The organism is Niabella terrae (genome assembly GCF_054783135.1).
This window is the reverse complement of sequence record NZ_BAAGRD010000005.1, coordinates 37,543-63,632: the sequence shown is the minus strand read 5'-3', so window position 1 is coordinate 63,632 and position 26,090 is coordinate 37,543. Positions and strand designations below refer to the sequence as shown.

General features: G+C 48.6%; 21 protein-coding genes and 1 tRNA gene. 12 read left to right on the top strand and 10 right to left on the bottom strand.

The features are described 5' to 3' along the window. Positions 1 to 68: 68 nt before the first annotated feature. The 3 genes from ACYVI9_RS06225 to ACYVI9_RS06215 form a co-directional block, all read right to left on the bottom strand. A complete protein-coding gene (locus ACYVI9_RS06225; RefSeq protein WP_460762107.1) occupies positions 69 to 407 on the bottom strand; it encodes a hypothetical protein in 339 nt (112 codons plus the stop codon). Positions 408 to 467: 60 nt separating this feature from the next. After that, the gene (locus tag ACYVI9_RS06220) at positions 468 to 2,273 is read right to left on the bottom strand and encodes an ABC transporter ATP-binding protein (protein ID WP_460762104.1); all 1,806 of its coding nucleotides are present in this window, start codon (positions 2,271 to 2,273) and stop codon (positions 468 to 470) included. 387 nt (positions 2,274 to 2,660) lie between these two features. Next, entirely contained in the window at positions 2,661 to 3,833 is a 1,173-nt protein-coding gene (locus tag ACYVI9_RS06215; protein ID WP_460762102.1) for an acetyl-CoA C-acyltransferase, read from the bottom strand. Positions 3,834 to 4,039: 206 nt separating this feature from the next. On the opposite strand from ACYVI9_RS06215, the gene ACYVI9_RS06210 reads away from it, so the two are divergent. Both ACYVI9_RS06210 and ACYVI9_RS06205 read left to right on the top strand, forming a co-directional pair. Then, positions 4,040 to 5,086, top strand: a complete 1,047-nt coding sequence (locus ACYVI9_RS06210) for a quinone-dependent dihydroorotate dehydrogenase (RefSeq protein WP_460762099.1) — start codon at positions 4,040 to 4,042, stop codon at positions 5,084 to 5,086. A gap of 150 nt (positions 5,087 to 5,236) precedes the next feature. Further along, a tRNA-Pro gene (locus ACYVI9_RS06205) sits at positions 5,237 to 5,310 on the top strand. Between the two features lie 416 nt (positions 5,311 to 5,726). Here ACYVI9_RS06205 and nagA read toward each other — a convergent pair. The 3 genes from nagA to dnaB all read right to left on the bottom strand — a co-directional run bounded on the left by nagA (position 5,727) and on the right by dnaB (position 9,244). Further along, on the bottom strand, positions 5,727 to 6,839 hold the full coding sequence (nagA, locus tag ACYVI9_RS06200) for an N-acetylglucosamine-6-phosphate deacetylase (protein ID WP_460762097.1): 1,113 nt from the start codon (positions 6,837 to 6,839) through the stop codon (positions 5,727 to 5,729). Between the two features lie 59 nt (positions 6,840 to 6,898). After that, positions 6,899 to 7,606, bottom strand: a complete 708-nt coding sequence (locus tag ACYVI9_RS06195) for an RsmE family RNA methyltransferase (RefSeq protein WP_460762093.1) — start codon at positions 7,604 to 7,606, stop codon at positions 6,899 to 6,901. 69 nt (positions 7,607 to 7,675) lie between these two features. Then, entirely contained in the window at positions 7,676 to 9,244 is a 1,569-nt protein-coding gene (gene dnaB, locus ACYVI9_RS06190) for a replicative DNA helicase (protein WP_460762090.1), read from the bottom strand. 374 nt (positions 9,245 to 9,618) lie between these two features. Between dnaB and ACYVI9_RS06185 the strand changes: the two genes are divergently transcribed. The 8 genes from ACYVI9_RS06185 to rplS all read left to right on the top strand — a co-directional run bounded on the left by ACYVI9_RS06185 (position 9,619) and on the right by rplS (position 18,766). After that, complete coding sequence (locus ACYVI9_RS06185; RefSeq protein WP_460762088.1) at positions 9,619 to 10,860, top strand: serpin family protein; 1,242 nt, start codon at positions 9,619 to 9,621, stop codon at positions 10,858 to 10,860. 150 nt (positions 10,861 to 11,010) lie between these two features. Further along, positions 11,011 to 13,437 carry a phenylalanine--tRNA ligase subunit beta gene (gene pheT, locus ACYVI9_RS06180; RefSeq protein ID WP_460762086.1) on the top strand — a complete coding sequence of 809 codons (2,427 nt, stop codon included), beginning with the start codon at positions 11,011 to 11,013 and terminating at the stop codon, positions 13,435 to 13,437. 158 nt (positions 13,438 to 13,595) lie between these two features. Continuing rightward, positions 13,596 to 13,886 (top strand): hypothetical protein, encoded by a 291-nt coding sequence (locus ACYVI9_RS06175; RefSeq protein ID WP_460762083.1) that lies wholly within the window; start codon positions 13,596 to 13,598, stop codon positions 13,884 to 13,886. Between the two features lie 48 nt (positions 13,887 to 13,934). Beyond that, on the top strand, positions 13,935 to 14,228 hold the full coding sequence (locus ACYVI9_RS06170) for a cell division protein ZapA (protein ID WP_460762080.1): 294 nt from the start codon (positions 13,935 to 13,937) through the stop codon (positions 14,226 to 14,228). Positions 14,229 to 14,530: 302 nt separating this feature from the next. Continuing rightward, positions 14,531 to 16,096 carry a ribonuclease Y gene (rny, locus tag ACYVI9_RS06165; protein ID WP_460762078.1) on the top strand — a complete coding sequence of 522 codons (1,566 nt, stop codon included), beginning with the start codon at positions 14,531 to 14,533 and terminating at the stop codon, positions 16,094 to 16,096. 186 nt (positions 16,097 to 16,282) lie between these two features. Further along, positions 16,283 to 16,900, top strand: coding sequence for a hypothetical protein (locus tag ACYVI9_RS06160; RefSeq protein WP_460762075.1), 618 nt, complete (start codon positions 16,283 to 16,285; stop codon positions 16,898 to 16,900). Between the two features lie 139 nt (positions 16,901 to 17,039). Further along, positions 17,040 to 18,314 carry a multidrug effflux MFS transporter gene (locus ACYVI9_RS06155; protein ID WP_460762072.1) on the top strand — a complete coding sequence of 425 codons (1,275 nt, stop codon included), beginning with the start codon at positions 17,040 to 17,042 and terminating at the stop codon, positions 18,312 to 18,314. Positions 18,315 to 18,385: 71 nt separating this feature from the next. Continuing rightward, the gene (gene rplS, locus ACYVI9_RS06150) at positions 18,386 to 18,766 is read left to right on the top strand and encodes a 50S ribosomal protein L19 (protein ID WP_460762069.1); all 381 of its coding nucleotides are present in this window, start codon (positions 18,386 to 18,388) and stop codon (positions 18,764 to 18,766) included. Positions 18,767 to 18,819: 53 nt separating this feature from the next. On the opposite strand, the gene ACYVI9_RS06145 is transcribed toward rplS, so the two are convergent. From ACYVI9_RS06145 to ACYVI9_RS06130, 4 genes are all read right to left on the bottom strand, one after another. Further along, positions 18,820 to 19,530, bottom strand: coding sequence for a DUF421 domain-containing protein (locus ACYVI9_RS06145; RefSeq protein ID WP_460762066.1), 711 nt, complete (start codon positions 19,528 to 19,530; stop codon positions 18,820 to 18,822). Positions 19,531 to 19,572: 42 nt separating this feature from the next. Continuing rightward, entirely contained in the window at positions 19,573 to 21,246 is a 1,674-nt protein-coding gene (locus ACYVI9_RS06140) for a glutamine--tRNA ligase/YqeY domain fusion protein (protein ID WP_460762063.1), read from the bottom strand. 89 nt (positions 21,247 to 21,335) lie between these two features. Continuing rightward, positions 21,336 to 23,225 carry a CocE/NonD family hydrolase gene (locus tag ACYVI9_RS06135; protein WP_460762061.1) on the bottom strand — a complete coding sequence of 630 codons (1,890 nt, stop codon included), beginning with the start codon at positions 23,223 to 23,225 and terminating at the stop codon, positions 21,336 to 21,338. A gap of 144 nt (positions 23,226 to 23,369) precedes the next feature. Next, on the bottom strand, positions 23,370 to 24,395 hold the full coding sequence (locus ACYVI9_RS06130) for a hypothetical protein (protein WP_460762058.1): 1,026 nt from the start codon (positions 24,393 to 24,395) through the stop codon (positions 23,370 to 23,372). Between the two features lie 124 nt (positions 24,396 to 24,519). Between ACYVI9_RS06130 and ACYVI9_RS06125 the strand changes: the two genes are divergently transcribed. Together ACYVI9_RS06125 and ACYVI9_RS06120 are read left to right on the top strand one after the other, a co-directional pair. After that, positions 24,520 to 25,341: a (Fe-S)-binding protein gene (locus tag ACYVI9_RS06125; RefSeq protein ID WP_460762055.1), complete on the top strand. Its 822-nt coding sequence runs from the start codon at positions 24,520 to 24,522 to the stop codon at positions 25,339 to 25,341. 35 nt (positions 25,342 to 25,376) lie between these two features. Beyond that, the gene (locus ACYVI9_RS06120) at positions 25,377 to 25,889 is read left to right on the top strand and encodes a hypothetical protein (protein WP_460762052.1); all 513 of its coding nucleotides are present in this window, start codon (positions 25,377 to 25,379) and stop codon (positions 25,887 to 25,889) included. The last annotated feature ends 201 nt before the right edge of the window (positions 25,890 to 26,090 follow it).

Below are 26,090 nucleotides of genomic sequence, written 5' to 3'. Positions count from 1 at the left end.
GCATAGGGACCTGCCGGTACACAGCCTGTAATTTTTGCAAGTGCCATCTCCGGAAATAGCAGCACCGGCTATCTGCGATGCTTTTTATACTTATAATGACCAGAGTGAGAACCCTTAACGGATTTGTATTTGTAATACTTTTTTGCATGCCCGTGGGGCATATATTGGCTTTGATAATGATGCCTGCTGCGGTGATAACGGTTATGGCGGTATCCTGAATAATAGGGCCTGCTGGCGTAGCGTACCGGATAAACAGCAACCGGTCTGGGTGCATAATAAACAGGTGGCTGATTGATACCTATCGATATGTGTACTGAAGGCTTGGGCACATAACGGCTTTGCGCCTGTGCCCCAACAATGCTCATTGTTGCGGCAACGATCATACTAAATGCGATTTTCATTTTCATAACGGATACTTTATAAGTAGACAGGTAGTCCGCTCAAAAAGATGTTAATGAAAATCTAAATCAGCCCACAAATGTGCGGGCGATTCTTTCAATATTCAGGCTGCGTGCAGAAGCTTCGAAAATTTCCCTATAAACGCCGGGGGTCCCGCTCAGAGATTCATGGGTACCACTTTCCACGACCCGCCCCTGTTTGAGTACATAAATAATATCCGCGTCCACAATTTGGGAAATAGAATGCGAGATGATCACCACAGTCCGGTTCTTCTTTATCGCATCCAGACTGTTCTTAATTTGCTCGGTAGCAATCGCATCCAGACTCGCCGTAGGTTCATCCAGAAATATAATCGGAGGATCCTTGAGAAATAACCGCGCAATAGCGATCCGCTGCTGCTGTCCGCCACTCAGTAACTGAGCGTCACTCTCGTATTGCATCGGCAATTCCATAATTTGATCGTGCAGGTAGGCTTTCTTGGCCGCCTCCATGATCTCCTCGGAGGTAGCAGTCATTTTACCGTAGCGGATATTTTCTTCAATGGTTCCTTTGAAAATATGGTTCTTCTGTAATACCAGACCGATTTCAGATCGAAGGCTCGCATTCTCGTACTCAGACAGATCGATGCCATCCAGCAGGATACGGCCACTGTCGGGTTGATAAAATTTATTCAGCAGGTTGAGGATGGTACTTTTACCGGCGCCGCTTAATCCCACCAGCGCGGTAGTTTTATCCCTTTCAATTTTCAGGCTGATGTCATGCAGTGCTTTAGTGCCGTTGGGATAGGTAAAATCCACATGCTGCATTTCGAAGTTGCCGTCTGCTTCCTGCACAATATGGGTCCCGGACTGTTCAATTTCATCATCATCTTCAATGATTTGAAAATACGCTTCCGCATAAATAAAGGCATCATTGACTTCATCGTAGATGCGGTGTAGCTGCCGGATGGGAGAAGAAACATTGTTGAATAGCATAATATGCAGCATAATTGCACCAATGCTGATCTGATGGTCCAGGACGAGATAGGCCGTCAGGATAATGATCAGTACCACGCCAATCTGTTCAATAAAGCTTTTAACGCCGTCATAGGTGAAATTGGTTCTTCGGGTGTATAGCTGATCATTGGTCAGCTGCTGCTGAATGGTTAATTGCTTTTTTTCTTCAATATCTTCGCGTACGAAACTTTTGATCACGGTCATAGAGTCTATCAGGTTAAGCAGGCCGTTGCTCTTGTTTTCGCGGCCCCGCCGCAGTTGCCTTCTGACACCTTGCAGCTTTTTCGCCTGACGGGAGCTTACATAAAAATAGGCCGGCAATATCGTCACGGCTATCAGCCCCACATAAACATTGGCCATAAACATGATGACCAGTGCCAGGATGGAATTCGACAAGAGCGGCAGAATATCAATAAAAAAATTCTGGACCAGTTTGGTGAGGCTTTCCACCCCGCGATCAATCCGGGTCTGCAGCTTCCCGGATTGGTTTTCCGGCAACGAAAAAAAATGCATCTTATAGGTCAGAATCTTCTCAATCGCTCTTTCTGCGAGGCTGTTACTAATATTGATCCTGATCTTCTCGCCATAATATTTCTGGCCAAACTGAATAAATATATTGACCAGTTCTTTGCCAAATAACACCGCAGAAATGATCATTAGCAGACGGGCACCCTGTTGCATAGGATCTGGCTGATGCAGCAGCATATCGACCTCATCAACCGTATACTTCAGGATCAGCGGATTGACCTGTGCCGCCAGGGCTCCGATCAGTGTCAATGTCAGGGTCCCGAGTACCATTTTACGGTAGGGCTTAACGAAAGGCCATAATTGCCGGACAATATTTGCGAGATTCAGGGTTTTAGAGAAAGGTTTCACCATAGTTACCGATAAGATTTAAAAAGGTTAGACGGATTTTTCCGTTCAAAACTTTTGGAAACTCAAACCGCAATTCCCAACACCCAAAAACACTAGGGTCAGTTCTGACAGAAAAAAAGCTGCACAAGGCAGCTTTACCATGTAAAACAAACGGTTTATAAGACGTGCCGTAAAACCCAAAAGTCTTTTAGTTTTTGGGATGTAAGGCACAACGTATTTGGCTATTTCACAAAAGCCATTTACCTTTGTTTTGTCAGTACAAGACTTAAAAAACCTCGTAAGGGACTTGCGAGTACACGTATGGAGCGACAGTAAGACTTCTAACTCTTCGGAGCAGTAAGCAAGTTGCTATGAAGTACGAAGCCAAACCATCTTTAGTGGTTTGGTAGTTCACAGCCGCTCTAATATTCCAGCAATGCCTTGCCCGCCGCCTACACAGGCAGTGACCAGTCCGTACTTCTTGTTCAGTCTTTTCAGATCCCCCAGGATCTGAATGGTCAGCTTGGTTCCGGTACATCCCAGCGGATGACCAAGCGCAATAGCCCCTCCGTTGATATTTACTTTTTCAGGCTCCAGCCCGGCCTCCCGGATTACCGCAATGGACTGCGCGGCAAAAGCTTCATTTAACTCGATCAAATCCATATCACTTAACCGCTGTCCCGACTGACGGAGTACTTTGGGAATGGCAGCTACCGGCCCAATACCCATTATCCGGGGCTCGACGCCTGCAACCGCGCAGGCGACCAACCGGCCGATGGGTGCCAGTTGCAGTTCCTGCATCATTTTCTCACTCATCACAATCACAAAAGCCGCACCGTCACTGGTTTGCGAAGAATTTCCCGCTGTTACTGTTCCCCCGGCCGCGAAAACGGGCTTTAGCTGGGCCAGCCGTTCGGGAGAGGTGTCTGCCCTGGGGCCTTCATCAACGGCTACTACACTGGATCTGACGGCTCGTTTGTTGTGCTCATCCAGATATACTTCTTCTACCGTAATGGGTAGAATCCCCTCTTTAAAATAGCCATGCTCAATAGCAGCTAATGCCTTCTTATGGGACTGATAACTGAAGGCATCCTGATCCTCCCTACTCACTTTATACTCTTCAGCCACCGCCTCAGCAGTCAGACCCATATTCAGATAGTAATCCGGATCCGTACTGGCAATGGAATAAGCCGGAACGGTTTTCCAGCCGGAAGCCGGCACCAGGCTCATGCTTTCCGTTCCTCCCGCTATAATGCAGTCTGCCATACCGGCACGGATCTTCGCGGTAGCGATAGCTATCGTTTCCAAGCCTGAAGCGCAATACCGGTTTACCGTAGCACCCGGCGTATCAATGCCTATCGCCCGGGCCGCAATAATCCGGCCTACCTGCAAGCCCTGTTCTGCCTCGGGTACCGCATTACCGACAATTACATCATCCACCCTGGACGGATCCAGTTGCGGCAGACTAGCCAACAGCCCCTTAATCACATCGATCGCCAGGTCATCGGGCCGATAAAAACGGAATCCTCCTTTTTTGGCTTTACCCACTGCTGTTCTGTATCCTGCGACGATATAGGCTTCCATATTGATCGTTAAAAGGTGATATTTGGTTGCATAAACAACTTTGTAAACCAAATTTAAGCTTTCCTTGCGAATTATAGCCGCTCCCTGCAGGAAGATGATTTCAGGCAATTTTCCTGATACCAAGGGCTTCTCCTGAAGAATTCCTGTTGATAAGATCAGCCGGCAGTTGTCCGAACTCAGCGCAACTTGGGCTATATTTGCTACTCATGTACGCTTTACTCCGCAAACTCTATTTTCAGTTTCCCCCAGAGCAGGCCCATCATATGGCAATGCGGCAACTGGGACTACTGACCTCAGCCTCCTGGAGCAAGAAACTGGTACAGTCATTCACCGCCACGAACCGGAAAAGACTTCAAACTTCTTTTTTGAATATGTTGTTGAAGAATCCGGTGGGTCTGGGCGCCGGATTTGATAAAAATGCGCAATACCTCAGACAGTTGGAAGCTCTGGGATTCGGCTTTGTGGAAATTGGTACGGTGACACCCCTGCCCCAGGATGGAAATCCCCAACCCCGGCTGTTTCGGCTTCCCAGTGACCAGGCCCTGATTAACCGGATGGGTTTTAACAACGAAGGGGCGGATGCCATCGCAGTCCGGTTGCAAGAATGGAGGGCCCATAAAGCACAGGTGCAGGAAACCCATCCGTTGATTATAGGCGGTAATATCGGTAAGAATAAAGTCACGCCGAATGAAGAAGCCTGGAAGGATTACGCCACCTGTTTCAACAAGCTCCACCGTTACGTGGATTATTTTGTTGTCAACGTGAGCAGTCCCAACACCCCCGGATTAAGAGCATTGCAGGAAAAAGAGTCATTGAGAAAGATTATCTGGAACCTGGCCATGATCAATAACGGGAAGGCGGTCGCCAAACCCATTCTGCTTAAAATAGCCCCGGACCTCACGCAGGCGCAGGTCGATGACGTTATTGAACTTTCCCTGGAGGTAAAACTGGACGGATTGGTAATTTCCAATACAACAATAGACCGGACAGGCTTAAATACACCGATAGCGGAACAGGAAAAAATCGGAGCCGGTGGATTAAGCGGCCGACCGGTCAGGGCCAGAAGTACCGCACTAATCGAATATGTCAACCGTCAAACAGGCGGCCAGATCCCCATCGTCGGATCAGGAGGGATTTTTACGGCAGCGGATGCCCGGGATAAGATGGCGGCCGGCGCCCAGCTGGTTCAGGTATGGACCGGGTTTATTTATGAGGGTCCACTTATCGTAAAAAAGATTTGCGCTGACCTATAGCCAGCGCTTGTTCATACCTGGAGAAAGACTGATGCAAAAACCGATAAAAATCAATTTAAAGATTCTATCAAAATTTCGGACAGTTAAAAAAATCACGCGAAATTCATTAATTTTGCTCCCCGTTTCACAATGAAAATCCGATGATTAATTCGGGATGTAGCGCAGCCCGGTAGCGCGCTTCGTTCGGGACGAAGAGGCCGCTGGTTCGAATCCAGTCATCCCGACTAAAGCCAAGCGGCACCATTCGAAGACAAATGGTGCCGTTTTTTATACAATGTGCCGTAAAATCCATTCATCGCTTAAGCGTGGATGGGAGGTAAGGTACACAGATAATTAACCTGGTGAAAGGATGTACTGATGTATCGTATCTGGACTTGCTTCACCAATAAACAAACGAAATAACCACCCGACCATATTAGCTGCTGATGCCCATATTGTTTACGAACTGTGGCAGGAGGTAAAAGCCCTATTTGACGAGTATTCAGTAGTTGGTATGCATGACTGAAACCTTACACTCCTAATCAGCTGACAGGATTCTATGTCAAATAACGACCGACGTGTCAGGTTGATATTTACGTTTATACACGAATACTTATATCCAAGCCAACAAAACCCCTACCTTGCTCAGCAGCGCGGGGATTTAAACGATCAAAGTACGGAATGACTGAAGTTTCTGATCAAATACAGTAAACCGCGCGGGGTACCCTTCTTTGAGTTGTCCGACTTCTTCCGCCATCCCAATGGAGGTCGCTACCCGGCTACTGGTCATCGCCACGGCTTCTGTTAAAGGTAGTTCCAGGTAGTTCACAGCAGCCCTAAAAGCATCCGCCATTGAAATAGCGGCGCCGCCCAGGTTATCATTCTCATCCCGGTAAAATCCATCGACCATCCTAATGTTCAGATGTTCCCACTCGAAACTTTGTTTTTTTCTACCCAGGAAAGCCGCATCGGAAATCAAAACCAGCTTCTCGCCTTTCTGGCGGTAGGCTATTCTTGCCGCAGCATAATGACAATGCCCCCCATCCAGGATCAGGGGCGCATAGACTTGCGGATGATCGAAAACGGCGCCTACCAGTCCGCATTCCCGGTGCCCCATCTGGTTCATGGCATTGTACAAATGGGTTACCATTCTGATGCCTCTTGAAAAGTAATGTTTTGCCTGCTCATAATTGACGGTACTGTGGCCCAAGGAGACATGAATGCCACTGTCCAGGAGCATTTGCAACTGGGATTCGGTAAAACATTCCGGTGCGATGGTAATGACTTTAATTACCTCCTTTCCGGCCGCAATGATTTGTTGCAATTCTTCGTCTGTTGGCTTTCTGATAATAGCCGCCGGGTGCGCCCCCCGCTTTTCCACATTGATGAAAGGGCCCTCAAGGTGCAGCCCCAAAACAGCCGGTTCCTTTTTCATGAAAGCTTTTACCAGTTCTATGGCCCGGATAATCGCTTCCGGCGGCGCAGAAATCAGGGTGGGGAGAAAATATCCCGCCCCGGTTTCCAAACTGGCATTCGTCATATCTTCCAGGGCCGTTTCATTCAGTTCTTTGGAAAAATAATACTGGTATCCCCCGTTGAGCTGCAGGTCGATCATCGCAGGTGCCAGATGATGCGCTCCCAGATCCCGGATACGTGCATTTTGGGGCACCTGTTCTGTTATGGCTTGTATCCGCCCATTTTCTACGAGCACTACTTTGCCGCTATGGGCCGAGGATCCATCGTAAATCATTGCGGCGGTAATCGCTTCTAGCATTCTGGTAATTTTCAGGCAAACCTAAACCAATGAGCGAAAAAATAAAAATAAAGAATGTATCAATCTCGTGGCACCCGTAACAGCGTTGCTGCGGCTATGCCGGCTGTTTCAGTCCGTAAACGCGTACCCCCGAGGCTAACCGGGTCAAAGCCCCTGTCCAAAGCCAGCGCTATTTCCCCAGGAGTAAAATCACCTTCAGGCCCAATCAGAATCAGTGACGGAGCCTTCTGGTAGCCCAGGAAATGTTTTTCGCTTTCGATACAGTGCGCGATATATTTGTGTGCCATATCCTGAAGAAAATCCTGTTGAAATATTTGCTCAAAGGGCAGCGGTTCCCAGAGTTCCGGTAGTCGGCACTGACGGCTCTGCAACATGGAACTGATCAATATTTGCCGCAGGCGTTCTGCCTTTAGCTTTTGCTTTTCGCTGCGGTGGGTGATCAACGGAATCAGGCGATGCACGCCCAGTTCAGTGGCTTTCTCCAAAAACCATTCAAAACGGCTGTTGTTTTTGGTAGGCGCCAATGCGATAGTAACTTCCGGAGCAACGGCCGGCTGAAGGACAACCTGCAGCACTTCTACTTCACAATGCTTTTTATGGTCCCGGATAATGGAAGCGGTCAACAGCTTCCCCTGGCCGTCCGTCAGATGTAATGGCGCTCCAGGTTTCATCCTTAAAACCTGCACTGCATGCCGGGAATTGGTTTCATTCAGGGTCAGATAACGCTGACCGCTGTCAAAATCCTCTATATAGAAATAAGGTAACATTCCAGCATTAAAACGGCATTCAGATATGGGACAGGAATTAGGTTCCTATGGGTGCTGTCAATGGCAATTTTAAAACGGCGCATCATCCAGGTCCTCGTCTTTCATATCGTTCATTTTGCTCTGGGCTTGAAACAGCCGGGCTCCGCCGCCGGCTTCTCCGTCGTCTACCGGACGCCAGTTGCCGCCTCCCAAACCGATGGCATTATAGGGGTCCTCGTCCCAGGCGATGAACTTCTGTATATGGAGCAGGGCCTTGAGTTTGATCGTTTCCAGGGAGCCATTCCGGTGTTTGGCAATCTTCACCTCAGTCAACCCTTTCTGATCCTCCCCTTCTGCATTGGTATTGATATCATAATACTCCGGGCGGTACAGGAACATGACCATATCCGCATCCTGCTCAATGGCTCCTGATTCCCGCAGGTCACTCAGCTGCGGAATGCGGCTGCCTTCTTTGGCCCCACGTTGTTCGACGGCACGACTCAGCTGCGACAGTGCGATAATGGGGATATTCAGTTCCTTGGCCAATCCTTTAAGGTTCCGGCTGATATTACTGATCTCCTGTTCCCGGTTTCCGTTGCGGTTGTCACCGGTACCGCTCATCAACTGCAGGTAATCGATGATCACCATGCCGATATTATGTTTGTTCTTGAGTTTTCGGCATTTGGCACGTAATTCGAAAATATTCAGGGCAGGTGTATCGTCAATAAAAAGTGATGCCTGGGAGAGCCGCTGGATACCTTTGGTATAGAGCTGCTTCATTTCATGCTCCTCCATCTTACCCCTGGCTATCTTCTCCAGCATGATTTCACTCTCTGCTGCCAGAATCCGTTGTACCAACTGACTGGCGCTCATCTCCAGCGAGAAGAACGCGACCGGTGTCGGCTTTCCCGGATTCATGACTGCATTTCTGGCCAGATTGAGCGCAAAAGCCGTCTTACCCACTGCAGGACGTGCTGCCAGGATAATCAGGTCACTGTTTTGCCAACCATAAGTGACTTTATCCAGTGGCTTGAAACCGCTCGTCACCCCGGTTACATCCTCGTTGCGACCCCGCAGGTCCTCAATCCGCTGGATGGTTTTAATCAGTACAGAATCGATGGGCTGCATGCTGCTGCGCATGTGTGCGTTGGTAATTTCAAACAATTTCGATTCAGCCTCATCCAACAGTTGAAAAGCATCGGTACTGTCCTCATAAGCTTCACTAATGATTTCTCCGCTCATACGAATCAGCTCCCGCTGAATGAACTTCTCCTGAATGATCCGGGCATGTGCCTCGATATTAGCAGCCGAGACCACACTATTGGTGAGCTTGGTAATATAATAGGGGCCACCCACAATATCCAGTTCCTCCTTACTCCTAAGCTCCTCCACCACGGTAAGAATATCTATGGGTTGACTTTTACTGGAGAGCGACTCCATTGCCCGAAAAATGCGCTGATGGGCATCGACATAAAAACATTCTGCCTTGATGGTCTCAATGGACAAATCAAAAGCGTCCTTTTCGAGCATAATGGCTCCAAGAACGGCTTCCTCCAATTCCCGGGCCTGTGGCGGTACTTTTCCAAATACCATTGTACCCAGGTCAACTGCTGGTCTTCTCTTCTGCTTTCTGTCCTTATTTACATTTGTTATATCCATGGTTCTTGTCCGGCGATAAAAGTCCCGTCATTAGTTTTAATACCAACGATTTCTAGGTGCAATCCAACTTGTAAATTAAGAAAAAATTTATATTGAACTGGCGCTGTACCCTTAAATCAAAAGGCGAATTTAGACCTGAAACGGGGTAGAAAAAAATCTTTATTTCTCAACAAAATTCGTAAATTATACACAGGTTTATACACAATATTCTGCTGCTGTTGCATTTATCGTTTCAGAAACGTCTTGAAAAAATAGAATGCTCAGGGCTGTTCATCCGCCGAATGCCGCTTTACTGCCATCGGAATCCGGAATAGGACCAGGTGATCTTTAAGGCTGGCGGAACGCCGGCGCCTGATTAACGAAAAACGAGATTAATGAAAACAGGCTTTTTTTTAAGTATCGGGTTTGCGCTCCTAATCATGACAGGATGCAGTAAAAAAAACCTGCCAACGCAGGAAGACCGAAAGGGTAGCGATCAACAGCACCCGATCAGCCTCGCGGCACCCGTAGCCAATGTATTTACTAGCTTCTCCTTCGATTTTTTTAAAACCCAGCAATCCCGGGCCGGCGTAACTGAAGACCTTTTTGTATCACCGCTCAGCCTACATATCGCCCTGGGGATGCTGGCCAACGGTGCTGAAGGCAGCACCCATACAGAAATAATGAACGCACTGAAAGCGGAACAACTCTCCCAGGGAGCCCTGAACCAGGCCTACAGCACCCTACTTACGGAACTCCCCCAGGCAGACCCTGCTGTGGAAATGGCTTTGGCCAATGCCATATTTTATAAGAATGGTTTTTCCGTGGAGGCACCATTTCTCGGTATCCTGCATAACAGTTTCAATGCGGAGATCACTGCTTTGCCCTTTCTGCCGGAAGATCTGACGATTATCAATCAATGGGCCAGTGACCATACCAATGGCAAGATCCCTCAAGTACTTCAGGAGCTGAGTCCGAATCTGGTCATGTTATTAATGAATGCACTCTACTTCAAAGGCGACTGGCGCATCCGGTTCGACAAAAAAAACACCGCCGCCCAGCCTTTTTACCGGGAAGCCGCTACCGCGTCTACGGTTCAGATGATGCAGCGGAAAGATACCTTTGAGCTGGCGACCGGATCGGGTTACCGAGCCCTGCAACTGGCTTATGGCAATGGGCAGTTTCGGGCTACCCTGTTGCTGCCTGATGAGGATAAATCCATTACTGATATTTTTAATCAGCTGGATGCCGCTGCTTGGCAACAGCTGCAAAGAAGTTTTCAAACCCGCACGGTTCAACTGGGCTTACCCAAATTCAAGCTTTCAGCGGCTTATGACTTAAACAAGACCCTGGAGGATATGGGAATGGTAAAAGTGTTCCAGCCTGACGCAGCAAATTTGGAAGGTATTTCTCCGGTAAAACCACTATTTGTAAGTTTTGTCAAGCAAAATACTTTCGCTGCAGTGGATGAACAGGGCACGGAAGCCGCTGCAGTAACCACGATTGGCGTAGAAGTCACATCGGCACCGGCGCCCCCACCCCAGTTCATCTGCAATAAACCCTTTGGCCTGATCATAAGTGAAAAGACTTCGAATACAATCTTGTTTATGGGACGGATCATGGATCCGAAACAGTAAACCCGTACCCTGTAACAACCCAGCCCCGGCCATTTGACCGGGGCTATTTTACATTTATGGGCCGATGGCGGCTGGCTTACACGCCCTAAATCCTGTATCTTTGCGGCGCTTCGGAGGCGTTCTCCGGTTATAAATTTTGGACTAGCAAATATGACAATTTCTTATAAATGGCTGAGTAAATACCTGCCTGAAACCATTGCGGCAGACCGGTTGAGTCAGATCTTAACCTCGATCGGACTGGAAGTCGAAAGCCAGGAATCCTATAGTTCCGTCCCTGGCGGACTAGCCGGGCTGGTGGTGGGCGAAGTGTTGACCACAGCCAAACATCCCAATGCAGATAAATTGAGCCTTACTACGGTTGATATCAGTGGCACAGCGCCACTGAAAATCGTTTGCGGTGCACCAAATGTGGCAGCGGGCCAGAAAGTGATTGTTGCGCCCATCGGAACGACCATATATCCGACTACCGGTGAGCCCCTGACGATGAAAGCAGCCAAAATACGGGGTGAGGAAAGCCAGGGCATGATCTGCGCTGAGGATGAAATCGGTCTGGGCAGCTCGCATGAAGGGATTCTTGTTTTACCCGACACCGCAAAAGCCGGTACCCCTGCAGCGGACCAATTGGCGGTCTATACGGATACCATTTATGAGATTGGCCTGACACCCAATCGAATGGACGCCATGAGTCATTGGGGCGTTGCCCGCGATGTGGCTGCCTATCTGGCCCATCATGAACAGAAAAAAGACGGGTTGCGCCTGCCGGCCATTGCCCCATTACCTATATCGAAAACGCAATCCCCGATTGAAATATCGATAGAAGACACCCAGGCCTGCCCCCGTTACAGCGGTCTCAGTATCACCAATGTAAGCATCGGTCCTTCACCTGTCTGGATGCAGGATCAGCTGCGGGCGATAGGCGTCAAACCTATTAATAATCTGGTGGATATCACCAATTTCATACTTCATGAAACCGGCCAGCCCCTGCATGCATTCGATGCCGATAAAATCCGGGGGGGGCGTATCATCGTTCGAAAACCGGAACCGGGTAGCCCTTTTGTAACCCTGGACGGCAAAGAGCGCAAACTGAATGCTTCAGATCTGATGATCTGCGACGCAGAAGGCCCCCTATGTATCGCCGGCGTTTACGGTGGTCTGAATAGCGGTGTTACGAATACCACCAGGAATATATTTCTGGAAAGTGCCTGTTTTGAAGCCGTCGGAATCCGCCGGACTTCCTTTGCCCATGGGCTGAGAACGGATGCCGCCACCCGCTTTGAAAAGGGTACGGATATTTCGGCTACTGTCAATGTACTAAAAAGAGCGGCCGCTTTGATCCTGGAATATTGTGGCGGCGAACCGGTATCCGAAATCGTCGATCGTTACCCCGATCCCCAACCCCGGAAGGTGGTGATCCTAAAATATCATTACCTAAAAAAGCTGAGCGGCAAAAATTATCATCCGGATGCCGTGAAAAAAATTCTGGGCGCCCTGGGTTTTGAGATCGAAAAGGAAGATATCGATTCCCTGAAGATTGCGGTACCCTACCATAAACCCGATGTCAGCCTGCCGGCAGATATCGTAGAAGAAATACTGCGTATCGACGGTCTGGACAATATCCAGATCCCGAGCGCCATCCATATGACACCGGCAATCAATCCGTATAGGGCGACCGCGCTGTTGCGGGAGAAAACAGCTGCCTATTTGGTGGGGCTGGGTGCACATGAAATCCTGACTAATTCCATTACCAATAAAGCTTATTTCCCGGCTCTTGAACCGGAAACAATGGTGCGGATGAAAAACAGTCTGAGTGCAGAACTGAATATCATGCGTCCCCGTATGCTGCAAACAGGACTGGAAGTCATCGCCCATAACCTGAACCGCAAAAACGAGCAGTTACGTCTTTTCGAATACGGCAGGACCTACCTGATCAACGATAAGGGCCAGTTTGAGGAACCTGAACACCTTTGTTTATACCTGAGTGGCAAACAGCACGCCGATGCCTGGAAAGGCAAAAGCGCATCCAATGATCTGTTCACCCTGAAAGGTATGGTCGCCCAATTGCTGAACCTGGCGGGCATTACCGAAATTGAATATGCCGAAGCCAGCACGGAAGCCTTTCAGTACGGTCTCGAAATCCGAAGCAGGAGTAACCTGCTGGGAAGTCTGGGATTGGTCAACCGGGACCTGTTAAAATCTTTTGACATCCGGCAAGCGGTATTTTATGCCGATCTCAACTGGGATGAGATCTCCCGGCAAGCCGCCGCATTTAAGACCTCGTTCAAGCCGATTCCTAAATTCCAGCCGGTTCAAAGGGATATTGCATTGGTGGTCCCCAAATCCCTGCCCTATGCTGCTGTAGCGGCCCAGATTGAAAAACTCAGGTTGAAAAAACTGCAATCCGTTCAGCTCTTCGATATTTTCGAAAGCGAGAAACTGGGTACCGACCGCAAATCTCTGGCTTTAAACTTCAGTTTTATGGACCGGGAGAAGACCCTGACAGATCAGGAAGTGGATGGCTGGATGAATAAAATCATGCGTAGCCTGGAAACGGAGCTGAACGCAGAGATCCGCAAGTAGCAGCAGGCATTACGCCCACTGATCTCTAAAAAACCTGGCTAAGGACGGTATGATATTTGCACAGTTTAGCGTATCTTTCCTTTCGTGAAACTATTTTGCCGGGAAAGTATAGGGTAACCGGTATCTATTTTTTCAATATTATTTGATTCTTTCCCGCTATGTCCCAGGTACTTGAAGAAAAAATAAAATCCATTCAGGACAAACTCCAATTACTGATCCGCAGGCATGCAGCCATCGTCAAGGAAAATCAATCTTTAAGAAACGCGCTCGACGAAGCGAAACAACAGACACTGGCGGCAGCCGGTGCCGCTGAAGCACTTCAACATCAGCTGGACGCCAAAAAATACAGCCAGAACGGAATGGAACCCGGGGAAAAGAAAGCATTCGAAAAGAAAATCAACGGCTACATTAAAGAAATCGATAAATGTATCGCGCTGTTGAGTGTATAGGTAACCGAACCTGCAGCAGCGCCTTCAATGATAAAACTTCAGGCTTTTATGTCCAAAAAAAATCTAATCCCCGCCAATATCAATATCGCTGACAGAAATTTTCATGTACATATGTCCGCCGAGGACGAACAAACGGTCAGGCAGTCGGTCAAAATCATCAATGATAAGATTGTGGAGTTTAAAAAGGCCATGCCGGGTAAGGATATGCAGGACTATATTTCCATGGTCCTGGTCTGGTTTGCCACTGAGAGTGCATCGAAAAACGTTTCGATGGCCGATGAAAAACATTTGATGCAGAAACTCGGTCAGATCGAATCGCTTATCGACGAAAAATTGTCTTAATTTGCACCTGCCCCGGTGAGGCGGTTCGGGCATAGCCGTCAGCTGCACCCCTTCTTTTCACCAGTCTACCCCCCAAAATCGTTTTCGAAAATTGCTGATCCTTTAGAAGCTGCAGGCGCAGATGCGCCAAATTACGACTGTCACGCAATGCGCCGGCACGGGTTCCAATACCCGCAGAATTCTATACAGGGTCTAGCCCATTTTTTGTTATCTTCGCCTCTTACCCGCCCTAAGGCCGGGTATTTTTTAATAATAATGATTTTGTAGAACCGTTTTCGAAAGAAAAATTTAAATGAACTTTAATGGATCCCATAATAATTACTGTACTGGTTGCGCTGGCAGGCCTCGTAGCGGGCATCGTGGCAGGTAAATTTATTTTTGCCAAAAATACCCAACAAAAAATCGAAGAAGCTGAATTAAAAGCAAATACCATTATCAAGGAAGCCGGACTCAAGGCTGAAAACATCCGGAAAGAAAAGGAACTTCAGGCTAAAGAGAAATTTGTCGGCCTCAAATCAGCTCACGACAAGGATGTTAACGAACGCAACCGTAAGATTACCGAAGGCGAAAATCGCATCCGGCAGAAAGAACAATCCCTGAGTCAGAAAGAAAATAATATCGAAAAACAAATCAAGGAAAACGATATTATCAAGGAAAACCTCAACAAACAGATAGAGGTAGTTAACCGCAAACGTACCGAACTGGAAAAACACCAGGAAGAACATATCCGGCGACTGGAGAAAATTGCCGGTCTGACCGCTGAAGAAGCGAAGGTACAGTTGGTGGAAAGCCTTAAGAATGAAGCCCAGACCCAGGCTATTGGTATCCAGCAGGAAATTATCGATGATGCCAAACAAAAAGCTAATAAGGAAGCCCGCAAGATCGTTATTCAGACCATTCAGCGTACCGCGGCAGAACAGGCCATCGAAAATTCGATTACGGTATTTAACCTGGACAGTGATGAAGTCAAGGGCCAGATTATTGGCCGTGAAGGGCGGAATATCCGGGCCCTGGAAGCTGCTACCGGAGTGGATCTGATCGTCGATGATACACCGGAAGCCATCCTGCTGTCCTGTTTTGACCCCCTGCGCCGCGAAATAGCACGACTCAGTTTGCAGCGCCTGGTTGCCGACGGTAGAATCCATCCGGCCCGAATTGAGGAAGTAGTCGATAAAACACGCCGCCAGATCGAAGAGCAGGTAATGGAAATTGGCGAACGTACGGTCATTGATCTGGGTATACATGGTTTACATAAGGAGCTGGTCCGGATGGTCGGTAGGATGCGTTACCGTTCTTCCTATGGACAGAACCTGCTGATGCACAGCCGTGAAACTGCCAATCTCTGTGCCACCATGGCAGCGGAACTGGGCCTGAATCCCAAACTGGCCAAAAGAGCGGGTCTCCTTCACGATATTGGGAAAGTCCCCGATGAAGAAAGCGAACTGAGTCATGCCCTGCTGGGGGCCAAACTGGCTGAAAAATATGGTGAGAATCCGGCTGTTGTCAATGCCATCGCCGCCCACCACGATGAAGTGGAAATGCAGTATGTAATATCCCCCATTGTTCAGGCCTGTGACGCCATCAGTGGCGCCCGACCGGGTGCACGCCGGGAAATCATGCAGCAATACCTGCAACGGATCAAGGACCTGGAGAACCTGGCGACCAGCTATCCGGGTGTGGAAAAAGCTTATGCCATTCAGGCCGGACGGGAACTTCGGGTGATCGTGGAATCTGAAAAAGTCAGTGACCAGGATAGCGATAAACTGTCTTTTGAAATCGCCCAGAAAATACAGACAGAAATGACCTTTCCGGGACAAATTAAGGTCACAGTTATCCGGGAAAAAAGAGCGGTTAACGTTGCCCGCTAATCCATCCAAATTTCAATACTTTTTAAAAGCCGGCAGTGATCTGACCGGCTTTTTCAGGCCCTTGTCCAGGGTTTAAGTTTTTTTTATCATGCTGTTGGTGGGCCGGCGGAGCATAGCAGGGTACCTTTACAGGCAGGTTCGACCGGCAAACCGGCTGGCTTTTCGGATCTTTTAATTCCAGATCACATGAAGTTTATTATATTTTTACTGGGTGGTAGTCTGTTGTTGCAGACAAGGATTCAGGCCCAGACAACAGCACCCGCAGACCCTCCGACTACAGCCAGGCCCGTGCAGCGTCCGAAAAACGCTGATCATTCGCAGGGCAATGGCCGGTTATTCTTTGCCGAACTCAAAGACGGCAGCCGGATCACGGGTTCCGGTCAGATTAAAATCCGGGAAGGCGTTGCCATCCTGGAGCTGCAAAATGCGGAAGGCAGGACCCGGAGCCTGCGACCGGAAGCCATCAAAAGCCTCAGCCAACAAACTGCCGGCGGGCGGGAATCCCTGATTAATTTCGAAAATCAATACTGGCTCTGTAAACTCCACCGGAATGTGGAACGCTTTTACCAGACGAATAGCCCTTCAGACCTCTTGTTTATCGAAGATCAGGACCGGATACGTGCCGCAGACAGAGAAGAAGTAACCGGGCTGGTAAAAAACAATAAAGCCGCATATAAGCTGGCCCGCAAAGGCAAGCTCAAAAAAGCACTGGAAGTCTATATCGGAATGGAGGATTTGCACCCAGATGGGCCGCCCCGGCGCCAGGATCCGCCTGCAAAGAGACCCCTGTTTAATACACAGTAGCCTCCCTGTTCCCGCAAACCGTTCAACGGCGTTTTCTGGTAAACAGATTCTTTCTTCTCATATCTTTTGAACAATTTCTGACAAATTCAGTTATTTTGCTGTTCAATGTATCGAAAGCTTGCCCCGTAAATACTATTCAATGAAGGGCAGTAGCAAATTCCTGAAAATATTCATCCTGGGGCTCCTGAGCGCGATCGGGCCTTTTTCAATCGACATGTACCTGCCGGGCTTTCCCAGTATTGCCGGGGATCTGGGCACAGATGTCAGCAGGGTTTCGCTGACCCTGTCGAGCTTTTTTATCGGTATTTCTGCCGGCCAGTTGCTTTATGGTCCGCTATTGGATAAATACGGGCGTAAAAAGCCCCTGTATATCGGTCTGGTCGTGTATATCCTGGCTTCGGCAGGCTGCGCATTTGCCGGTTCAGTAAACCTATTAATTGCCCTCAGATTTTTGCAGGCCCTGGGGGGATGTGTCGGAATGGTGGCATCCCGGGCCATGGTAAGGGATCTATTTCCGGTCTCCGAAAATGCCAAGATATTCTCCCTGCTGATGCTGGTGGTAGGCGTGTCGCCGATTATTGCCCCCACCCTGGGAGGCTATGTGACCGCTGCTCTGGGCTGGAGGTATGTATTTGCGGTCTTATTGCTACTGGGTATCCTGGTACTGGTTCTCTGTATTTTCTACCTGCCGGAGAGCCGGGAACCCGATCCCGAATATTCGCTGGCCCCCCGTTCCATTCTGCGCAAATTTGGGGAAGTCTTCCAACAGCCTCAATTTGTCATATTCGCTTTTGCCGGTGCTTTTACCGCTGCCGGCCTGTATGCCTATATCTCGGGGTCGCCCCATGTTTTTATGGAAATCTTCGGGACCACGGAAAAAGAATATGGCTGGATTTTCTCGATCATCGCCGCAGGACTGATCATTGCCACCCAGATCAATGCTCAGATTCTGCGGTTCACCAGCAGCCGGGTCATCGTACCCAGAGCCGTATTGCTGCAGGTGGTCACAGGACTGCTCCTGCTGGGAGGTTTTATGGCCGGCTGGTGGGGGATGACGGCTTCGGTACTGCTTTGTTGCATTTTTCTGGCTTGCCAGGGTTTTACTTTTCCCAATGCTTCGGCACTGGCCCTTGAACCCTTCGAAAAAAATGCCGGATCTGCTTCAGCCTTAATGGGTTGCATCCAAATGGCCGTAGGTACAATCTCTTCTGCCCTGGTCAGCGTGTTTCATGATCAGACGGCGGTCCCGATGGGTTTTGTAATGGCCGTTTGTGCCACCGTCGCCCTGTTGATCCTGTACAGTGGCCGAAAATTTCTGGCGCGTCGTGTTGCCGGAAAGGCCCTTACCAGTCAGCCTGCCGGTACCTGTGGGGATGTCTGCCTCTCGAAACCACCTGAACCAGCGGAGGTCTAAAATCTTTCGGCGGGGTTGAATGAAATTGTGAACTATTTCCCTTACCTTTGCAGTCCTTAAAAATTTAAGTTATGAGCAACGCGGTAGCTTTCGTTCATGAGCAATTGACTCAAAAAAAGAAATTTCCGGCTTTCAAAGCAGGTGATAATATTACTGTAAACTATAGAATTATAGAAGGTAATAAAGAACGTATACAGTCTTTTAAAGGCGATGTGATCAAAAAACAGGGAACCGGGCATACGGCCACATTTACCGTTAGAAAAATTTCTGACGGAATTGGCGTAGAAAGGTTATTCCCTTACACTTCACCCAATATCGACTCAATCGTATTGAATAAAGTCGGCCAGGTACGCAGAGCCAAACTTTTTTATCAGAGAAAAAGAAGCGGTAAAAGCGCACGTATCCGTGAAAAACGCAGAGCTGTTGCTGATAAAACTGCAGCAAAAGCATAGGCTGAAAACATTCAGATTATTAAAGAGAATCCTGCCATTGGCGGGATTTTTTTTTAGGGTGCTGCCTCTGTCGTCCCTCCCGATCCCGCAGACCAGCGGGTATGACCACAATCAGGGCAGGCGGGTGCAGTGCCACCATGGGCATAAATGGTTGTTCCGCAACTCACACAACCATACCATCCGTCTTCCGGAAAATTGCTGGTATAATGTTTCCCTAGGTATTGTGGTAGAATACGCAGACCAGGCCGGACATCCTTTTCGGCATTTTTAAACACGCTCAATTGCCCGTTGACTTCCAGGATAGCATAACGGACCTGACCCAGATGCTCCACACCAGCCTGACGGAGTTCCATGAAAAATTCATCAAAAGAGATATGCTCCTCTTCGATCGCCTTCTGGGTATAGCGTCCCTGCTCAATGATCACAACCGGTTCCCCCTCCATAAAACGTTCCAGCCGGGAAGAACGGACAATCAGCCAGGTGATGAGTTTGTATAGTATGATAATGCACACTATCGTGAGCACGGCTGGCAATACCCCCACTTCCTTGTAGAAACTCATATCACCGGCAGCGGAACCCAGTGTCAGGATAATGACCAATTCGAACAGGGTGAGCTGCCTGACGCCTTTCTTGCCCGTAAGTTTCAGGGCGAGCAGCACCACAGCAAAAGCAATAAAACTACGCAGCATCACTTCAGGCAGAAAGCCCCAGCCCTCTCCCGAAAGAAAAAAATCCTGCCAGTCACAAAGGTAGATATGGCGCATACCGGTAATCATTTATGCCGGTGATATGAACCCCAAAAAGCATTAACGGCCCTTCTTGGCCCAGCCATCTTTGAGCGTCACCGTCCGGTTAAAAATCAGCGGCTTTTCCGGACTGTCCTTGTCCAGAATAAAATAGCCCTTTCGCAAAAACTGAAAATGATCTCCCGAGCCTGCACCAGCCAGCGCCGGCTCTGCCAATGCACCCGAAACGGTTCGTAATGCATCAGGATTGATAAAGTCGGTAAAGTCGCCTCCTTCAGCGGCAGGATCTTCCACCGTGAAAAGCCGGTCATATTCATGTACGTCTATGGATATATGGTCTGCAGCATTCACCCAATGTAGGGTGCCTTTCACATGAATCCCCGAACGATCATCCCCGCTTTTCGAATCCGGGAAATAAGTACAATTCAATTGCTGCACGACACCGTTTTCATCTTTAATTACTTCATCACACTGTATGATATAGGCATGTTTCAAACGCACTTTCTGACCGGGTGCCAATCTAAAATATTTTTTAGGGGGATTTTCCATAAAATCCTCCCTTTCGATAAACAAGTCCCGGCTAAAGCTCAGTTGCCGATGTCCGGCATCCGGATCTTCGGGGTTGTTTTCAGCATCGAGTAATTCATTGTCTTTTTCGTAGTTGGTAATCACCAGCCTGACGGGATCAAATACCACCATCCTTCTCAGCGCAATTCGGTTGAGATCTTCACGGGCACAGAATTCCAGCAGGCCAAGATCCACCATATTATCTCTTTTACCGACCCCGATCCTGTGGCAGAATTCCCGGATACTGGCAGGGGTATAACCTCGTCTGCGGTAACCGGCAATCGTCGGCATCCGGGGATCATCCCAGCCTTTGACATAACCCCTGGTCACCAGTTCCAGTAATTTTCGTTTACTGGTTACGGTATGACTCAGGTTTCTGCGGGCAAATTCATACTGGTGTGAAGGATAGATCTCCAGCTGCCTGATGAGCCAGTCGTATACCTCCCGGTGGGGAACAAATTCCATAGTGCAGATGGAGTGGGTAATCTGCTCGATGGCATCGCTCTGTCCATGAGCAAAATCATACATGGGATAGATACACCAACTGTCACCGGTACGGTGGTGGGCAGTATGCTTGATCCGGTATAAAATAGGATCCCGCATCAGCATATTGGATGACTCCATATCGATTTTGGCCCGAAGCACTTTTTCACCATCCTGATATTTACCTGCGCGCATATCGGCAAAAAGCTGCAAGTTTTCAGTCACTGAACGGTCCGCAAATGCGTTGCGCCGCCCCGGCTGGGTCGGTGTACCTTTTTCAGTGGCAATGGTCTCACTGCTGCTATCATCCACATAGGCCAGCCCTTTTTCAATCAAACGAACGGCCAATCCATACAGGGTTTCAAAATAATCCGACGCATAATACTCATTAGCCCACTTGTAACCCAGCCACCGGATGTCATTCTTGATACTTTCTACGTAAGCGGTTTCTTCGGTAACCGGGTTCGTATCGTCAAAACGGAGGTTGGTGCCTCCGCCGTATTTTTCGGTCAAACCGAAATTAAGGCAGATACTGCTGGCATGACCTATATGCAGGTACCCGTTGGGTTCTGGCGGGAAACGGGTCATAATCGACTGGTACTTACCGGATGCCAGATCTTTTTCAACAATTTCTTCCAGAAAATTCAGGCTTTGGGGCTCCTCCACATGTTTATCTGCACTCATATATTAGTATAATTCTATACCGGCAAATTTAAATGAATACGGCTGAATTTCAAGCGTTACACCCGTTCTGAACCCAGCGTTAGGGCCTTTTAATCTTGTCTGCCGTTTACGAGGATCTCTGACTCCGGATAAAGCGTAATCGTTGCCTTTGTAAAATCTGAAGCATCGGCCTTATATATATTGTCAACATAGTTCTGGGGATTACGGTCGATATAAGGAAACCAGGTGCTGTGTACCTGTACCATAATACGATGGCCTTTCTTGAAGGTATGCAACACATCCTGAAGCCGTATGGGCACCCAGGCCGGAACGCCGGGCACAAAAGCCTCAGGTCTTTCAAAACTATTGCGGAACCGGCCCCTGAAAACCTCTGCCCGAACAAGTTGCTGGTAGCCACCCATAATTATATTGGGCGGATTCAACGGATTCTGTGGCGTGTTATCGGGATAAACATCAATGATTTTTACGATGAAATCAGCATCACTGCCCGTCATCGAAACTTTAAGGCGGGCCATGATCTCTCCTGAGAAGGTGAGGGCTTCGCGGAGCGTATCGGTCTGAAAACTCAGGACATCGGTTCTTCTGGACGCCTGTCGTTGATCGTCGCTCATATAAAGGCGGGGTGTAAATGCCAGCCCTTCAGTTTCAGACCGGTAAGGGACCGGTTTGGCAGGATCGCTGACATAGGAAAAACGATATTCGCTGCCAGGCGCAGGCGCTTTTCGGGTCAGGGTATAATCCAGTCCGAAATAAAAATGCAGGACGGGTTGATCGTTATCCGGCCACTGCTCATGGCGCTCCCATGATTTGGTGCCTGTGTTGAACATCAGGGCTTCAGGCGCATCGGCTACCGGCATGTCCTTGAGATAATGCTGAAAAAACGGGAGTTCCACATCACGCAGGTAATAGGTAGAAATACTATCGCCGAAATAAAGATGATTGTGCACGGCATGCTGCGTTTCCCTGGCCCAGTCGCCATGACCCCATGGGCCCATTACCAGGGTATTTGCCGCACCGGGCGAATGCCGTTCAATCGTTTTGTAGGTATTCAGCGGCCCATAGAGATCCTCAGCGTCAAACCAACCACCCACAACCATGACTGCCGGCCGGACATTTTTCAAATGCGGGAGGATATTGCGACGCTGCCAGAAACTGTCATAATTGGGATGTTCTGTCACCTGCTGCCAGAAAATATTATTTCCGGGGTACAGCTGTTCCGTGATCTGCTTCAATGGTCCCAGACGGAGATAGAAATCATAGGCATCGGGATGCGGTTGTTCATAAAACGGCGCGAGCTGATCCTGGTACCAGGCGGCATTGACCCTGCCTGGTTTAGGCACACCGAATACCGGAAAAGCGGCTGTGTAACTTTCCAGATAGGCGCCGTTATGGTGAAAATCGTCAAAGTAAAAATCTGCAACAGGCGCCTGGGGGGAGACTGCTTTTAGGGCAGGATGGGCATCAGGAATTGCCGCTGAGGAATAAAAGCCCGGATAGGAAATTCCAAAAATCCCCACCTTGCCGTTATGGCCTTTAATATGTGCCAGTAACCATTCAATGGTATCCCAGGTATCGGAACTTTCATCAATATCTTTTTTATTCCGGGGGTCATTCCCTGGAATATTGGGCGTCATATTGTTGAACGCACCTTCGCTCATATAACGACCCCTTACATCCTGAAATACAAAAATATAACCATCCCGAACCAGGTAGTCCGAGGGTCGGCCGTTGAACGCATAGTGCCCAAACAAAGAAGCATTATAACAGGTCCGGTTAAGCAGGATCGGATAATGCTGCTGTCGATCAAGGGGAAGATACACCAGGGTATGCAGGCGAATGCCATCCCGCATGGGAATATCAAAAACCTTCAGTTGATAATGGGCCGAGATATAACTGGAATCCAGATGCTGGGCACCTGCCTGCATCCATACCAAAAGCAAAAGATTCAGCAAAATCGGGCGGCGTATCTGAACATTCATGGTCTCTGGTTTTGTGGTTGAAAGGCAAAATGGAATGCTGAGGGAAACGGGTCTTTTAAAAACAAAGCGAATGTTCCCTGAACCTAAAAGTAGGTAATTTTTCAAGGCGTTTTGAAAGAAATCACCGACCCTTTTGATAGGACATTAATCGTATTGCTCCAGCATTCGGAAGTGCTTCCTGGCCGACTGTAAAAAATCCTTTCCTTTGCGATAGGCCCAGTAAGGGCTGCCGTGGCGATGGTTGTAACGGCTGATCTTAAAAAGAACCTTCCAATGCCGGAGGATTACCCGATATGCCTGCCAGAGCGACATCCCAGAATCATAAATATGGTTCGGTTCCGCACCCGCCCCATTAAACTCCAGAATCTGAAAATTCCGGCCTGCTTTCAGGTCAGCCACCGATGTCGTTTTAATATCATATCGTCCGTAATAAAACGTGCCGGTATAATGGCTGATACGATCAAAAACTTCCAATAGCCGTTCGTCAATTTCTGTATTCAGGTTGATAAAATGAGCCCCGCGGTTGTGATTGCCGGCATATGACAGATAGAATACTTCATCCTTTTCCAGTATACGGTCGAAACGGTGGCCGTGCCGGTGTTCCATTTCTTCAAAACGCAGCCGGGCGCGGGGATGGGACAAGATCAGTTCCTTCAAACAGTGCTGACCATCACCGGTCACCTGCAGCAGTTCCTTCTGAATAAATCCGGTAATATGGCCCTGCTGTTGCCAGGGGTAACGGTAGTAAAAAACACTGACTTCGACCGGCAGATCCACTTTCTGCTGGACAATATATTCGACAGGTATCCGTTCATGGTAACGTAGTAACTGGGTCCGATCGCCGATTACCCTGAATAAAATCCCTTTCATACCTACATCTGGCTTTACGATAAATGGATAGGAAAAACCCTCTACGGCAATTTTATTCAGCAACACATCGGCAGGCATACCTGCGGTAATGTATATCGAGCGGGGAACCATTTCAGCCGGCAACTGCTCGTACATTTCTTTTTTACCCTCACCTTCAAAACCTCCAAAAGTAATGGTCGGATTTGAAGCGCTGAAAAACCACAGTGACCTGCTGCGCAGGCAGTACCATAACCATACCGGGGCGATGGGCGCATACAGTACAAAAAAATTCCAACGCTCCCAGGCAGATATTTTCTTCAAAAAATTTGTCATTCGCAGGTCACAAACATAATATTAATATGCGATAGCTCCATCAGGTAACCTGTGCCGCCTGTTGGTTCGGGTCGGATAAAAGAGTACTTTTAAGCAACCTTAATATCCATATATGATGAAGGTACCTACAATTGCAGAATTTGCCGCCAGGGGTGAAACACCCGAAGTGCTTTTCTGGGTGGGCTGTGCCGGGAGTTTCGACCAGCGGGCACAACGTATTACCCGGGCTTTTGTGCAGATTCTTGAAAAAATAAAAATACGCTATGCCATCCTCGGCAAAGAGGAAATGTGCACCGGCGATCCCGCCCGACGAGCGGGCAACGAATTTCTGTTTCAGATGATGGCCTATCAGAATATCCAGTTATTGAACGGATATGGCGTTCAGAAAATCATCACCACCTGCCCGCACTGTTTTAATATCCTCAAAAATGAATATCCGGAACTTGGTGGCCGGTATGAAGTCATTCATCATACCACCTTCCTGCAGCAATTGTTGGATACCGGCAAAATTGTGATGCAGGAATCGGGCAGTTTTCAGGGCCGGAAAATTACTTATCATGACAGTTGCTATCTGGGAAGGGCGAACGATATCTATGAAGCACCCCGGCAGATTCTGGAACAGCTGGATGCCGAACTCGTAGAAATGGGTCGTTGCCGTTCCAATGGGCTCTGTTGTGGCGCTGGTGGGGCTCAAATGTTTAAGGAAGAGGAAAAAGGCGAAAGGCGGATTAATACCGAACGTACCCGTGAAGCACTGGAGACCGGCGCCGGGATTATTGCGTCCGCGTGTCCGTTTTGCAACACCATGTTGACCGATGGCATTAAGAACAGCGAACAGGAAGATCAGGTCCAGGTATTGGACATTGCGGAAATTGTAGCCCTCAGTATCAGTGCCGTATCCGGTGAGCTTCCGGATTCCGGTGAGAAGCTTTAATTTTGTGGTTTTACAGTGCAAGGAATTTTGATTTTATGAATCTGAACTATAAAGAACAACTGCCGGTGGATTTTGATCCCGCATCCCGGGTATGGATTTACCAGTCCAGCAGAATACTATCATTGGGTGAGGCGCTCGATGCTGAAGAAAGACTGAGCACGTTTAGCCGGGAGTGGCAAAGTCATGGCAATGCCCTTAAAACCGCCGCCTTCCTTTTCTTCGGTCAGTTCATCGTATTGATGGCGGACGAAACCTATGCGGGCGTAAGTGGCTGCAGTACCGACAGTTCCGTCCGGTTTATTAAAAGCCTGGAGCAGACCTACCAAATCAGTCTTTTCGACAGAACCAATCTGGCATTTCTGGTAAAGGACAAAGTGCAGGTAATCCCCTACAGCCAGGTACAATATGCTTTGGAACAGGGCTTTATTGATAATCAGACCCTTTATTTCAATAATCTGGTAGGGTCAAAAAAGGAACTGGAAACCCGCTGGATCCTTCCCCTTGGTGAAAGTTGGCTGGCCCAAAAACTGGAGATACCAGGGAACTAACCCCGAAGGCTGGCTGCTTTACCCTGAAAAAAGCGGACCCTCCTGCTGGCGCAGTATGCTGACCTGCCGGTTCCCTGCCTAATTTTTTCCCGATCTCGAAAACACCGGCCATACCGGTATGGTTAATTTTGCAGCGTTTTTGACTGTTTTCTGCCTTCGAAAGGAGTGCGCGGACGGACAGACAGAAGAATGCTCGCGTAT